This window comes from Burkholderia alba (assembly GCF_034721475.1).
Classification (GTDB): Bacteria; Pseudomonadota; Gammaproteobacteria; order Burkholderiales; family Burkholderiaceae; genus Burkholderia; species Burkholderia alba.
On the sequence record NZ_JAWJWL010000058.1, the window covers coordinates 1 to 14,355 of the forward strand.

Here is a 14,355-nt window from a genome sequence, read left to right on the forward strand (position 1 = left end):
ACCACGGGAAGCTCGACGAGCGTGACCGGATCGAGCATGTCGACGACCGGCAGTTCGACGAGCACCGTGGGTTCGAGCGTGTCGTCGACGGGCAGCAAGATCACGATCACGGGATTCAAGTACTCGTATACCGGCGCCGAATATTCCGATGTCGGTGTCGATCTCAAAAAATTAGGGATGCAGGTGAAAAGCTGATGCCGATGCGCCATATCAAACCTCAAGCCGCGCTTGTCGCGACGACCCGGACTCAAATCGGCCCGACGCCGATGCTGGCGATCAGCATCGGGATGGGCTTCCGGCTCAGCGATCCCACGGTCATCGTGCACGAAGCGGCCGTCTGGGAAGCGTTGAAGGCGGCCGCGCCGTCGGTGCCGCTCGCCGAGGCCGCGATGCCCAAGCGCTGCGCGGAGTGGCTGCTCGCCGGCCATTCGGTGCAGCGCGTGCCTGCCGGCGCACGGACCCGCGCGGTGGACTGGGCAGCCTGGGTCGAGCTGGACGGCGTGCGCAAGACTGTGTCGTGCCGCGCGCAAGCCGACGGGCCGGCCCAGCCCGATGCGTTCGTGCGGCTCGCGATCGATCCCGCCCAGGCTGTCGCGGGCGGCGCGCGCGAAAACCCGTTCGGCATCGCGTCGGGCGCCGCGCCGCTGCAGCGCGTGGGCGCGCTCGGCGTCGGACCGGCGCCGCTTGCCGCGATGGGACCGCTCGGCAGCGACTGGCCCGAGCGCACGCAGTGGATGCCGAGCCGCCCCGGCTCGCCCGAGGCGATGGCGCGCGACGGCACGCACATGGGCTGGCCCGCGGACGTCGATCTGCGGTTCTTCCAGCAGGCGGCGCCGGATCAATGGTCGCGCCGCGACAGCTGGGCGCCGGGCGCGCGTTTCGAGCTCGGCGGGTTCGGCGCGCGCGGCGACGGGTATGCCGGGGCGCTGCCGCGTCTCGCGGCCGCCGCGCTGGTGACGCGCGACGGCCGGCCGGGCGTCGAACAGGTCGCGCTCAGACAGCAGACGCTCTGGTTCCTGCCCGATCGCGACATCGGCGTGCTGTGGTGGAACGGCGCGATCGCGATCGACTACGTGCTCGACGACAGTCCGGCGCAACTGGTCGCCGCGTTCAAGGATGCGGACGAGCCGCTCGATACCGGCGCGCTGATGGCCTTCGCCGCGCAGCGCGCGGACCTGGCCCGCACCGATCCGACGGAGCAGGCGGATCTCGCGCTGATGCCGTCGGTCGAGCGGGGCTGGAGCTGGGAGCTGATTCTCGACGCCGACGATCATCCCCGCTTCACGCCCGCGCCGCGCAGCCGCCCGGAGATCCGCGCGCGGCTCGACCGCCATCACCGGGATCTCGAGGACGCGCGCGACGGCCAGGAGCGGATGCGCGTGCTCCAGGCGCGTGCGTCGCGTGACCCGCTGCCCGCGATCCCGCCGGACGGCCGCGACTGGCGCCGGTACTTCAGCGAAACCGGCGCCGGCGAACTCGCGCGCGTGACGGTCCGCGATGCCGACCTGTCGGCGCTGCGGCTCACCGGCTGGCGTCTCGATGAAGTGCGTTTCGAGCGCTGCAGGTTCGACTGCGGCACCTGGCTGAACTGCCGGCTGGACCATGTGCATCTGGTCGATTGCACGTTCGCTGACGCGACGCTCGACGATGTCACGTGGAGCAGCGGCGCGCTGGTGCGGTGCGAGCTGGCGCGCAGCGTCTGGCACAACGTCGCGCTGGAGCGCGTCAACCTCGAACAGTGCGGACTCGACGATTTCGCGGTGTCGGGCGGGGCGTGGTCGAAGGTCGCGGTGCTGGGGCGGGGCGGCGCGCGCGGCAGCGTGGAGGACGCGGCCTGGGATTGCGTGTCGTGGCACGACGTCGATGCGCGCCACTGGGGCTGGACCCGGCTGCGCGCCGACGATCTCAGCCTCGCCGAATGCAGGATGACGGATCTGCGGCTGTCGCAATGCGTGATGGTGAAGCCGAGCGTGCTGTTGAGCGACCTGTCCGCGAGCGTGTGGCGGCAGAACACGCTGTCGTTCGCGGTGCTGTCGCACGGCACCTCGCTCGATCGCGCGCAACTGAGCGACTGCGTGTTCCGGTCGTCGAGTTTCCAGAATCTGCGCGCGAACGCGGCGCGGGTCGACCACTGCTCGTTCATGCAGCTCAACGCACAGCATCTGAAGGCCGAGCGTTCGAGCTGGACGGCCACGCTGCTCGACGGCGCGAACGTCACGCACGCTTGCCTGGTCGGCGCGTCGTTCGACGGCTGCTCGCTGAAGGAGGCGATGCTGTACGGCGCCGACATGCGCGAGACCCGGATGCGCGACTGTAACCTGATCCGCGCGCGCACCTCGTGGGCGCATGTGCCGGAATCCGGCGCATGGCGCGGCAATCTCAACGCGGGGCGCCTCGACGCGCCCAGGAGGGAAGGATGAACGGACCCGAATTGACGGCATCGGCGCCGGCGCTGCCGCAGGTGATCCAGGGGCGGCACTACACGTCGTCGCATCGCGGGATCGAACTGGCCGACGCGATCTACCAGGATTGCCACTTCGATCACCTCAACTGGTCGGGGTGCCGGCTGTCCAACCTGCGCTTCGTCAATTGCCGGTTCGACGCGAACCGCTTCGAATGCTGCGAGCTGACGAGCCTGGTGTACGAGGATTGCCGCATCGACGCGGGGGAGTGGGTCGACAGCGTGCTGCGCGGCCTGTCCTTCACGGGCGGCGAGATGCGCGGCGCCGCCTGGCGCGCCAGCCTGCTCAAGGATCTGATGTTCACCCGGATCGACGGCGCGGCGTGGCGGTTCGACTCGGTGCGCGCGGCGCACGTGTCGTTCGTCGCGAGCGAGCTGGCGAACGTCGCGCTGCGGGAAGGGCGCTGGTCCGACGCATCGTGGATCGGCATCCAGCTCGCCGAGCTGCGCGTCGAAGCGGCCGAGCTGGAGAACTTCATCGTCGGCCAGAGTATATGCAGCGATATCGTGCTGGCCGATTGCCGCGGCATCAACGTGCGCTGGATCGATTCGCAGATCGAACGGATGACGGTGCAGGCGTGCAGGCTGAAGCAGGCCGCATGGTCGCACAGCAGCTGGAGCGGCGGCGGGATCGGCGCGAGCGCGCTGCCGATCGCGAGCTTCGACCACGCGAAGCTGCGCGATCTGACGATCCGCAACTCCGATCTGGCTCAGGCCATCTTCGATCACGCGTGCGTGCAGGACAGCGATCTGCAGGCGCTGCGCGCGCCGCGCATCGCGTTCCGCCACGCGCAGCTGGAACGCGTGCAGCTGGCGGCCGCGCAGCTGCGCGGGCTCGATGCGCGCGGCGCCGCGTTGCGCGACGTCGGGCTGGCAGGCAGCGACTGCCGCTCCGGCCTGCTGACCGGGCAGCCGAGGCAGGCCTGGCTCGCGGCGGATACGCGGCACGCGAATTTCGACGACGTTGCGGGGGAGGACGACGGCCCGTGGCGACAACGTACCCAACCCGGAGCAAGAGGAGTCTGACGATGACGATGGTTGAAACGCAGCCGGTCCGCGAGACGCGGGTTCACGACGACGACGGGTTGCCCGAGCCGATGCGGGCGCTGTTCAGGCGAGCCGGCCCGCCCGACGCCTCGGCCGGCGAGATGACGGTGGGCCGCGTGCGCGATGCCGCGCAGGACGGTGCGTGGCGGGTGGCCGCGGCGTCGGGCGACGCCGTGCTGGCCCGCGTGGCGGTGAGCTGCCTCGTGAAGCCGCAGCCGGACGATCTGGTCCAGCTGTATCGGACGCCGGCCGGATGCTGGGTGCTCGCGATCCTGGAGCGCGGCGGCGACCTCTCGGACGTGGCGCTCGATTTCGGCGCGGCCGGCGTGCTGCTGCAGGCGCGCGACGTGCGGGTGCAGGCCCGCGACCAGCTGAGCCTCGAAGCCGCCCGCCTGGAGAGCCGCGCCGACGTGGTGACCCAGGCGGCGGCGGAGCGTCACGCGCGCGTGAGCGGCACCGACGCCACGCATGCCGGCAACACCTTCGTGCATACCGAGCGGCATCTGGGCATGCACGCGGGCAGCGCGGTCGTGACGGCTCAAGCGCTGCTCAAGATCGACGCCGGCCAGATTCACATGGGTTGAACCCAGCTTATTCACGGAGGTTGTCATGTTTGCCAATTGTTCAGCAGGCGGGATGGCGCTGTCGGGCGCGGATGTCTGCAAGACCCCGCCGCTCGCGATCCCGGTGTCGTATCCCAACATCGCGAACAAGCCCGAAGCGGTGCCGAACGTCCCGAACATCATTTACTCGGGCGGCCCCGTCCACAACATGAACACGATCATTCCCGTCACGCACAGCGACGAAGGCGGTTCGATGGGCGGCGTCGCATCGGGCACCGTGTCCGCGCAGTCGCGCCACGTGACGGGCTCCGGCAAGGTGATGATCCAGGGCGCGCCGCAGACCCGGCTGACCGACACCAATCTGCCCAACAACCAGAACACGGCCGGGCAGACGGTGGCGCCGTCGCAAACCATCACGATGACGCTCAGCTGATGAACGCCGCGCGAACGCTGATCGCGGCGCTGGCGCTGGGCGTGCTGAGCGGCTGCTCGCTGTTCTCGTCGAAGACCGTCGAGCCGCGTCAGCTGCACGTCACGCTGATCGGCGGCAGCCGGCTGAACGCGGGGGCGAGCGGCGAGCCGCGTCCGATCCAGACCTGCGTCTACGTCGTGCGCACGGCGGACTGGGTGCCGATGGCCACCGCCGGCGATTCGTCCTGCGCCGGGCGCGACCAGGAGGGCGCGGTGGCGACCACCTCGCGCCACGTGATCGCGCCGAACCAGGTGCTGCAGTTCGGGCTCGACGTGCCGCGCAGCGGCGAGATCTGGCTCGTCGCCGACGCGGACTACGCGCAGCGCCCCGACCAGTACGCGCCGCTGCGCGTGCGCATCGACGGCAGCGGGCTCATTCATGTCGCGGTCTGGTTCGACCGCGACGGCATCTACAACGCGCTGCTGCCGGGGCCCGTGCCGGTGGCGCCCGCGGCGAGCGCCGCTCCGGCCCCCGCGAGCGCGGCGAGCGCCGCGGACAAACCCGTCAAACGCGGCGCATCGAGCACAAGGAGAGTCAGGCAATGAGCAGTTTGCCGGTTGGACCGGTCGCATGGAGCGACGGCATGCTGATCGAGACGCAGCATTTTCAGCAGCTGGAGCGCCATCTTTCGCACCAGGCCGCGCTGCGGCTCGGGCAAACCTCGAATCACGGCTGGGGGTTCACGATGCTCGACGTCGATCAGGACGGGCTCGGGCTCGGCCGGTTCGGGCTGCGCTGCGCGCGCGGCGTGTTCCAGGACGGCACGGCGTTCTCGCTGCCGTCCTACGATCCGCTGCCCACGCCGCTCGAAACCGAGCACGCGCAGGCGGGCGACGTCGCCTGCCTCGCGATCCAGGCCGCGCGCAGCGGCGGTCCCGAGATGGCGTTCGGCGACGTGGCGTCCGCGTCGCGGTTTCGCGCGGCGGCGACCGAGGTGCCGGATCTGGCGGTCGGCCTCGACGCGCCCGGCACGCCGCGCAACCTGACGATCGAGACCGGACAGCTGATGACGCGCCTCTGCTGGAAGTCGCAGCTGCGCTCGGATGAAGTCGCGCTGCCGATCGCGCGCGTCGCGGGCCGCAGCGCGAGCCGCGCGGTGCTGCTCGATCCGCGCTTCATTGCGCCGCTGCTCGACACGCGCGCGCACGTTGTGCTGAATTCGCTGATCGACGAGCTGCAGAGCACGCTGCGCGTGCGTCTCGCGAGCACGTCCGGCCAGCGGGTGCTGTCGGCGGGCGGCGGCATCGCGGATCTGATCGAGCTGCTGCTGCGCCAGGCGATCGCCGAGTACCGGATGCGCCTCGCCAATCTCGACGCGTTCGATCCGCTGCCGCCCGCGATGCTGTATCACGAGCTGGTCGGTCTGCTCGGCCGCCTGAGCGTGCTGCCCGGCGTCGACGACGAGCTGGCCGACCGCGAATTCGGCTACCGCCACGACGATCTGCAAGGCAGCTTCGAGCCGCTCGCGGCCACCTTGCGCCACGCGCTCGCGCGGGTCATCGAAACGCCGGTGCTGCCGCTGCGTTTCGAGGATCGCGGCGATCAGGTCCACATCTGCATCGTCGACAAGCAGTGGAAGCTGAAGAAACTGGTGTTCGCCGTGTCGGCCGCGATGCCCGCCGACAAGCTGCGCCAGCTGTTGCCCCAGCAGACCAAGCTCGGCGCCGTCGAGCAGATCCAGAAACTGGTGGATCTGCAGCTGCCCGGCGCGCGCCTGATCCCGCTGCCCAATCCGCCGCGCCAGATTCCCTATTACGCCCAAAGCACCTACTTCGAAGTCGAATCGACCGACCCGTTCTGGACGCAGACGCTCGCCGGTTCGGCGATGGCGCTGCGCATCGTCGGCGATTTCCCCGAGCTGCGCTTCGAAGCCTGGGGATTGAGAGACGGCAAGGTGGCGTGAACCACGACATGAACCGGTATTCACTATGAACCTGCTCAGAAATTTCTCCTCCGTCATCCGGCGCGCGTCGGCGACCTCGCATCTGCTCGACCGGGCGATGGCGAACCCCGACCTGATGACCCGGACGCCGACGCTGTCGTCGTTGACCAATGCCGCGTCGGCGGGAGCGGTGTCGGTCGGCGAGGCCTCGCCGGCGCCGGCGCCCGCGCCGTCCGGGCCATCCGATCCGGGCCATGCGGTGCTGCGGTTTCCGGTGCCGGCGGGCGGCGGGCGGCCCGCGTCCGACGGCGCGGACGCGTCGCCCGTCGTCTACAGCCCGCAGGGCGGCCAGGTCGCGATCCTGAAGGCCGGTCAGCAGTCGGCGAGCTGGAGCAATCCGTTCGTGTCGCATGCGCTGCCCGCCGTGCTGCAGCTGCGGCGGCATCTCGAAGACGGCCCGCTGAACCAGTCCGCGGTGCGCACCCAGCTCGGCCTCGAAGTGCGGCTCTATCGGGAGCGGCTCGCCGGCTCGGGCTGCGAGTGGGAGCAGATCCGCGACGCGTCGTACCTGCTGTGCACGTACCTGGACGAGTGCGTGAACGATGCGGCGCGCGCGGCGTCGCAGGTGCCGTACGACGGCGAGCGCAGCCTGCTGGTGGAGTTTCACGACGACGCCTGGGGCGGCGAGGACGCGTTCTCCGACCTCGGGCGCTGGATGAAGGCCGACGAACCGCCCGTCGCGCTGCTGGCGTTCTACGAGCTGATCCTGTCGCTCGGCTGGCAGGGGCGCTACCAGGTGCTGGAGCGCGGCGACGTGCTGCTGCAGGATTTGCGCTCGCAGCTGCATGCGCTGATCTGGCATCACGTGCCGCCCGAGCCGCTCGGCACCGGCTTGATCACGCCGGCGCGGCCGCGCCGAGGGTGGTGGACGCCGGCGCGGGCGGGGCTGGCCGCGCTCGCCGCGGTGCTGGTGAGCTACGGGGTCGTCAGTCTGGTGCTCGACGCGCAGGGCCGGCCGGTGCGCAATGCGCTCGCCGCCTGGACCCCGCCTACGCGGACCATCAATCTCGCGGAGACGCTGCCGCCGCCGCTGCCGCAACTGCTGTCGGAGGGCTGGCTGACCGCGTACAAGCATCCGCAAGGCTGGCTGCTGGTGTTCCGCAGCGACGGCGCGTTCGATGTCGGCAAGGCGCAGGTGCGCACCGATTTCGAACGCAACATCGAGCGGCTCGGCCTCGCGTTCGCGCCGTGGCCGGGCGATCTGGAGGTGATCGGCCACACCGACCGCCAGCCGATCCGCACCAGCGAGTACGCGAACAACCAGGCGCTGTCGGAGGCGCGCGCCCGTACCGTCGCCGACGATCTGCGCAAGACCGCGTTGCCTGGCGGCGCGCAGGCGCCCGGCAACGCGGTGCAGCGGAACATCGAGTTTTCCGGGCGCGGCGACACGCAGCCGATCGACCCCGCGCAGAACCCGGCCGCCTATGAGCGGAACCGTCGCGTCGACGTGCTGTGGAAGGTGATTCCGGCGGGCGGCAAGCGCGCGGCGGACGTCTCTGCCACGCCGGATGTCTCTGCCGCGCCGGGCCAGGACGCCGCCGCGCAACCGGCGATGCCGGAGGGCGTGGTGATCGCGCCCGCCGGTCAGCTGCCCTATGCCACGGAGGGGAAATAACCATGATACGAACCAGTCTGCGGATCTTCGTCGCGATCCTGATCGCGTTCGTGATCTGGTGGGTCGGCCCGCTGTTCGCACTCGGCATCTATCACCCGTTCGGGCCGGTGTGGGTGCGCGAGGTGCTGGTCGCGGCCGTGCTCGTGTGGGGCCTGTGGCCGGCGCTCGCGCGGCTGTGGGCGCGGCTCGCGATGAGCCCGCGCCGGGCGGGCGCGCCGCGTCAGGCGGCCCGCGCCGACTTCGTCGACGAGCGGCTGCGCGACCTGGACCGGCAACTGAAGGCGCGCTGGCTGCGCGAGCCGCGCGGCCGCTGGAAACACTGGACCGGCGTGCTGCGCCGCCAGCACCGCAACGCGTTGCCGTGGTTCCTGGTGCTCGGCCCCGAGGGTAGCGGCAAGAGCCATCTGGTGGCGAAGGCGCTGGACGCGGCCGGCACCGAGACCGAGCGCGCGCTCGCCGTCGATCCGCTCGGCAGCCGCGGCGACGATTTCGACTTCCGCCTCTCGAACGATGCCGTCTGGCTCGATATCGGCGGCCGCTGGAATCTGCGCGACGGCATCGACGACGCGGCATTCGACGCGTGGAAGAAATTGCTGCAGGGGCTGCGCCGCCTGCGCGGCGGCGCGCCGATCAGCGGCGTGGTGCTGTGCGTCGACGGCGCGGCGCTGGTCGACGCCCCGCTCGAGACGCGCAAGCGCCTCGCGGACGTCGTGCGCCGGCGGCTCGCGGAAATGCGCGAGGTGTTCGGACAGCAGGCGCAGGTGTATGTCGCGCTGAACGGCATCGACCGGCTCGACGGCGCGGTCTCGATGCTGTCGCTGGTGGACGCCGCCCGTTGGGCGAACGGCGTCGGCTTCTGCCTGCCCGACGACGCGGTCGAGACCAGCGCGGCGGCGGCCGGTGCGAGCTGGCAGGGCGCGCTCCAGCAACTGCAGCTGCGGGTGCAGCAGCAGGTGCTGTTCGCGGCGCCGGCGGCGACCGGGGTCGACGCGAATTACGCGCAGCTGCGTTTCGTCGAGACGCTCAGCCAGCTGCACAAGGCGCTGCTGGTGTGGCTGCAGATCGCGCTCGCGCCCGGCGAGATCCATTCGGCCGCGCGCTTGCGCGGGGTCTGGATGGGCTCGATGGCGGAGCTGGCCGTCGCGCAGCCGGGCGCGGGCCCGGCCGGCGCGTCCGCGCCGACGCGGCCGCTGAGCGCACTGTGGACGCCGCTGTTCCGGCAGGTCGCGCTCGAGCGCGACGGCGTGCGGCCGAGCGGCGTCAAGTCGTGGCGCGGCCGGGTCGGTCAGGCGCTGCGCTGGACGGCGCTGCCGGTGCTGGCGATCTGCCTGCTGCTGTGGTTCGGCTGGGGGTACGTCGCGGAGCGCAACTACCTCGAGGATGTGTGGGCCCAGTTCAGCGAGGCGAAGCGGCTCGCTCAGGCGCAGGTGTCGTACGGCACGGACGGCGGCTCGCCGCTGCTCGACGTCGCGGGCCAGATGCGCTACGCGCAGGCGCAGGCCGAGGATGCGGGGCGGGGCATGGCGACGCCGTACTTCGAGCACGGGCTGGTCGCGGACGCCGCGCTCGACACCTACCACCGCCAGTTGCAGAAGATGCTGATGCCGGAGCTGTACAACGAGGTCCGGCGCACGCTGGTCGCGCAGGCCGACGGCGCGCCCGGGGACATCTACCAGACGCTCAAGGTCTACCTGATGCTGTGCCGCCCGGACCACCGCAATGCGACCGACGTCGAGCGCTGGCTCGGCAGCCGCTGGGACAGCCTGTCCGGCGGCCAGTACGGCGACGACGACCGGCGCGCGCTGCTGGCCCATGTGCGCGCGCTGATCGAGCTGCCGAAGCTGCCCGGCACGCCGGAGGATGCGAATCTGGTGCGCACGGCGCGCGCGCGGGCCGCGCAGATTCCGCTCGTGACCCGGGTGCTGCAGAACATCCACGCGCAAGGGCTGCCCGCTCAGGTCAACGACATTTCGCTGTCGCGCGCGGCGGGCTTCGAGGCGGCGATGAGCTTGCGGATGCGCAGCAACGTGCCCGCGACCGATGTGGCGGTGTCGGGGTGGTTCACGCGCGCGGGCTACACCGACGTGTTCCTGCCGCGCCTCGAAAAGAGCGCGCGGGCGATGCTGGAGGAAGAAAGCTGGGTGCTGCGCGACGAGCCGCTGCGCGGCAACACCTTCCAGATCGACGGCCTCGTGCAGAAGCTCGCGGATTCCACCCGCGCGCAGTTCCTGCAGGACTACATCGCCGGCTGGCAGAACTTCCTCAACGACGTGACGGTGCGCAGCGTCACCGGCCTCGACGACGCGTCGCAACTGGCGGCGGCGATGATGGATTCGCAGTCACCGCTCGCGAGCCTGCTGCGTTTCGCCGCGCGCGAAACCACGCTCACGGGCGCGAACGACGAAGGCAACATCGACAGCTGGATCGATCGCCAGAAATATCGCCTGGAGAAAGGGCGGCGCCAGATCGTCGGCGAGCTGAGCGGCCAGCATTACCGCACCGTGCTGCTGCCGGAGCACGTGGTCGAGGAGCACTTCCAGGCGATCCGTCAACTGGCCGCGCAGTTGAACAACCGCAGCGTGTCGTCGAGCAATCCGCTGTCTCGGCTGTTCGAGCCGCTGTACCGGCAGCTGGGGCTGGTCAACGGCGCGCTGCAGGCGGGGCAGGTGCTGCCCGCGCAATACGACGCGTTCTCCCGCCTGAAGGAGACCGCCGCGCGTCAGCCCGAGCCGGTGCGCGGCATCATGCTCGATCTCGTCAGCAACGGCAGCACGATGACCACCCGGGAATCGGGCGCGCTGCTCAATCGCGGCGCCGCGGGCGCGACCTCGACCGTGTGCAGCACCGGCTTCACGAGCCGCTATCCGTTTCGCCGCAATGCGCAGCTCGACGCCGGCGTGGAGGATTTCGAACGGATGTTCAGCGCGCAGGGGCTGATGGCGACGTACTTCCGCGATCACCTGGCCGCCTACGTCGACACGTCGAGCACGCCGTGGAAGGCCTTGCGCTCGAACGGCGGGAATCTCGGCCTGGTGAGCCCCGGCGTGCTGGGCTCGTACGAGACGGCCGATCGCATTCGCGGCGGGATGCTCGACGAGTCCGGCCATCTGCGGGTGTCCACGGTGCTGCGCTTTATCGACATGGACCCGCAGGTCTCGGAGGCGCAATTGACCGTCGGCGGCCAGACGCTGCGCTATGCGCACGGGATGACGTCGCCGCAGCGGATCGACTGGAACGGGCAGAACACCAAGCTGGCGATCCAGCTGCAACTGAAATCGGTGGACGGGCGGCTGAGCACGCTGCAGTTCGGCGGCCCCTGGGCGCTGTTCCGCTTCTTCGACGCGGGCCAGGCGGGGAGCGGCACGGCCGACCGCCGCGAGCGGCTTTACCAGACGAGCCTCGGAACGGTGCGGCTGGAATGGCAGGCGCTCACGACGCCGTCGCCGATATGGTCGGGCATGTTGCAGTCGTTCAGGTGTCCGTCGTGATGCATGCCATGCATCGAAATCGCAATGCGCCGACCGGCGCTAACTTGAAAGGGAGCAGCAGATGATTGATCCGAAGGAAATCCTGTCGGCGTGCACGAATGCGCACGAGTACGGGCAGAGCGCCAGCAGTTCGATGGCGCAGCCGTTCATGAACGCGGTGCCGGACATGTCGGTCGCGTCGTCCCAGAACGCGAGCAGTCTGATCGGCAATGTCCAGCAGGTGGGCGGCAAGATGCTGGAGCAGATGTCGAACATCAAGGCGTCGGTCGACAAGCAGGTGGCCGCGCATCAGGATGCGCAGCAGCGCCAGAAGACTTATGACTTCAACGTCAACATGAACGATCTGCGGCCCACCAACGCGGTCGGCTTTCCGCAGGAAATGCCGTCCAACTTCTTCGCGCCGTTCAAGACGGGAAAGTAGCGGCGCGAACGCGGGCGGCCTCGCGGTTCGCGCGGGCCGGCGGGTCTGCCGCCCGATGTCTCGCCCCTCGGGGCATCCGGTGACGCCGGCGCGGCCGGCGAACCGTTTCATTCGAAAGGAGCATGCGATGATGAAGAAAGTATTGTTTGGAGTCCTTGCAGGTCTGTTCTCGGTCAGCGTCTATGCCCAGTTCGCCCAGTTGCTGCAGTCGGTGAAGGATCAGGTGACGAATTCCGCGCAGTCGCAGGTGAGCCAGGGCGTGCGTTCGGCGACCAACGAGGCGATGCAGTCGGCGACGACGCATACCCACAAGATGGTCGACTCGGTGCGTTCGTCCGTGTCGACGTCCGCGCCGGAGGGTCAGCAGAAGGAAATCCAGGACGTCAAGCCGCAGTGAAGCGCAACGAAGGCCCCGCGCGGCATGCCCTGGCGTGCCGCGCGGCCTGGAGTGCGCCGCCTGCATCAGGTTCGCGCGATGCGCGCGCACTCGTCGATGGACGAGGAGTTCGAATGGACAAGTCACGAGCGCGATCCGGGCGCGCGGACGAGGGTCGCCCGGCGGCGCGCGCGATGCGCGCGGGCCGGTCAGGGGCAGGAGGACGGATGCTGGAATTTTCGGTGATGTCGACCGTGTACGTGGTCGCCACGGTCGCGCTGGTGGCGTTGATCTTCACGATATCGGCCGTGTTGCCGCGGGTCATGTCGGCGGCGCGCGCGGACACCACGATCAAGGATGGCTATCCGGCGCTCGCCGAGGTGGTGGAGATCGGGCAGACCGGCGTCACCTTCAATCAGGTGCCGCTGATGCGCATCGTATTGCGCATCCAGGGCAACGGGCCGTCCCGCGAGGTGGCGATCCGCCAGTACGTCGATCTCGGCAACATGCCGCGTCCGGGGGAACGAGTGCGGGTCGTGGTCGACAAGGTTGATCCGTCGCGCGTGACTTACATGGGACTCGCGTCCGGCGCGCACTGAGCGCGCGGCGCGGCGTCCGCCGGTGCGAGTCGCATCGGATCCATCGGGAGCGTTCGATGTCATGCCGTCCCTGCCTGCGCGCGGGCCGCGCATCCGCGGCGGCCCGCGTTCGAAGCCGTCCGTGGCATGGGCGTCGTTCGCCGGTCCGTCGTCTGTCTCGCCGCGGTCGCGGGGCTTGCCTTCGGCCGGCCGCGCCGGGCCGGTTCGTTCCGCGCTGCCGTGCGCGCCGGTCGGCCGATGACGCACTGCCGGCGGATCGGCGCCATTGCCGCCGTGTTGCACCGCCCCGTTCCTCGGGGCGTGACGCGCGGCGGCCGCGCGGTGCGCGTGCGGCGTGGGGATACGGCCGGAGCCGGTCCGGCCGGCGGGTTTGCCGATCGGCAAGAGTCCGTTGCGCGTGATCCGTGCGGCGGCCGCGCGGGGTCGAACGGGATCGGCATCGGGATGCGCGCGGCGAGGGCGGCCTAAACGCGCCGGCGCGATCCGGCATCACGGCGAGCGCGCGGCCATCGCGCGGGGTCGGGAAGCGGCGCTGGCAATAGCGGGGAGCATCGCGCGAGGCATTGTCGTCCACGGTACACATTTGTGGAAAATCGCCACATCCGGTCACAAATCTTCGCCAATTTCATACGGATGGCTTTCAATGAATTGACGAGAATGAAGATGCGCCGTCACCGTGCCGTGGCGGCGGCAGATGTTCTGATCGTTGTCATTTCATTAAGGAGTATGCCGTGCTGAAACATCTATCGCGCGCCGTCGTGATGTCGCTGGCTCTCATGGCGGTCGGCCATGTCGCGTACGCGCAGGGAAGCCCGTCGAAGGAAAAGTCGACCCAGTCCGGCAAGACGCAGGACAAGAGCCACGACAAGGCGGGCAGCGCCAAGAAGTGACGGACGGCGCCCGCGCGGTCCGCCGGGCGCGCGTTCATCCGCGACAACTCGACAATCGGGAGCGTATCGACGGCAGTCCCGCCGTCGCGGCACAGGTCCGCGGCGGCGGGCTTGCGCGCGTCCGGCGCGTGATCGTCATGGCCCCGTGCGGCGGCGCCTGAGCCAGCCCGGCAGATTCGTCGCGAACGGCGACAGCGCGCTCCATCCGCCCGGCCGCATGCGCGGCGCGCGGCTCGTTCGCGTGACCGCGTCCGGTATCTCCGCCGGGGGCGGTGCGGGCGGGACGACAAGGCTTTCGCGAACCGACAGCCGGGGCGGCGCGGCGCGCGGGCGCCGGAGCGCACGCTGCGTGCGAGCGGCTTGTTTCATCGGAGCGCAATGCGAAGAAATTCGACGGGCATGAACGCTTGCGCCGGGCGTCAGCCCGTCGTCGCGGTCTGCTGCGCGGGCGCCGGCGCTGGCGCGTCGTTGGCCCGGCCGT

At 70.1% G+C, this 14,355-nt stretch carries 12 protein-coding genes; all 12 read left to right on the forward strand.

Annotated features, from left to right (window positions below):
* The first annotated feature begins 200 nt into the window (after window positions 1-200).
* Entirely contained in the window at window positions 201-2,420 is a 2,220-nt protein-coding gene (locus RZR99_RS31050) for a DUF2169 family type VI secretion system accessory protein (protein ID WP_323123573.1), read from the forward strand.
* Complete coding sequence (locus tag RZR99_RS31055) at window positions 2,417-3,487, forward strand: pentapeptide repeat-containing protein (RefSeq protein ID WP_323123565.1); 1,071 nt, start codon at window positions 2,417-2,419, stop codon at window positions 3,485-3,487. Before RZR99_RS31050 ends, RZR99_RS31055 begins: the two co-directional genes overlap by 4 nt.
* A 2-nt stretch (window positions 3,488-3,489) precedes the next feature.
* Window positions 3,490-4,092: a DUF3540 domain-containing protein gene (locus tag RZR99_RS31060; protein WP_407655537.1), complete on the forward strand. Its 603-nt coding sequence runs from the start codon at window positions 3,490-3,492 to the stop codon at window positions 4,090-4,092.
* Window positions 4,093-4,117: 25 nt separating this feature from the next.
* On the forward strand, window positions 4,118-4,504 hold the full coding sequence (locus RZR99_RS31065) for a DUF4150 domain-containing protein (RefSeq protein WP_323123566.1): 387 nt from the start codon (window positions 4,118-4,120) through the stop codon (window positions 4,502-4,504).
* A complete protein-coding gene (locus tag RZR99_RS31070; RefSeq protein ID WP_323123567.1) occupies window positions 4,504-5,088 on the forward strand; it encodes a type VI secretion lipoprotein TssJ in 585 nt (194 codons plus the stop codon). Before RZR99_RS31065 ends, RZR99_RS31070 begins: the two co-directional genes overlap by 1 nt.
* The gene (gene tssK, locus RZR99_RS31075) at window positions 5,085-6,446 is read left to right on the forward strand and encodes a type VI secretion system baseplate subunit TssK (RefSeq protein WP_323123568.1); all 1,362 of its coding nucleotides are present in this window, start codon (window positions 5,085-5,087) and stop codon (window positions 6,444-6,446) included. The genes RZR99_RS31070 and tssK overlap by 4 nt, the downstream gene beginning before the upstream one ends.
* Window positions 6,447-6,528: 82 nt before the next feature.
* Window positions 6,529-8,100, forward strand: coding sequence for a DotU/TssL family secretion system protein (locus tag RZR99_RS31080; protein ID WP_323123574.1), 1,572 nt, complete (start codon window positions 6,529-6,531; stop codon window positions 8,098-8,100).
* Between the two features lie 2 nt (window positions 8,101-8,102).
* Window positions 8,103-11,588 carry a type VI secretion system membrane subunit TssM gene (gene tssM / locus RZR99_RS31085; RefSeq protein ID WP_323123569.1) on the forward strand — a complete coding sequence of 1,162 codons (3,486 nt, stop codon included), beginning with the start codon at window positions 8,103-8,105 and terminating at the stop codon, window positions 11,586-11,588.
* Window positions 11,589-11,649: 61 nt separating this feature from the next.
* Window positions 11,650-12,009 carry a DUF6277 family protein gene (locus RZR99_RS31090; RefSeq protein ID WP_323123570.1) on the forward strand — a complete coding sequence of 120 codons (360 nt, stop codon included), beginning with the start codon at window positions 11,650-11,652 and terminating at the stop codon, window positions 12,007-12,009.
* A 127-nt stretch (window positions 12,010-12,136) separates the two neighbouring features.
* The gene (locus tag RZR99_RS31095; protein WP_323123571.1) at window positions 12,137-12,406 is read left to right on the forward strand and encodes a hypothetical protein; all 270 of its coding nucleotides are present in this window, start codon (window positions 12,137-12,139) and stop codon (window positions 12,404-12,406) included.
* A 302-nt stretch (window positions 12,407-12,708) separates the two neighbouring features.
* On the forward strand, window positions 12,709-12,984 hold the full coding sequence (locus RZR99_RS31100) for a hypothetical protein (RefSeq protein ID WP_323123575.1): 276 nt from the start codon (window positions 12,709-12,711) through the stop codon (window positions 12,982-12,984).
* Between the two features lie 731 nt (window positions 12,985-13,715).
* Window positions 13,716-13,874 (forward strand): hypothetical protein, encoded by a 159-nt coding sequence (locus RZR99_RS31105; RefSeq protein ID WP_323123572.1) that lies wholly within the window; start codon window positions 13,716-13,718, stop codon window positions 13,872-13,874.
* Window positions 13,875-14,355 lie beyond the last annotated feature (481 nt).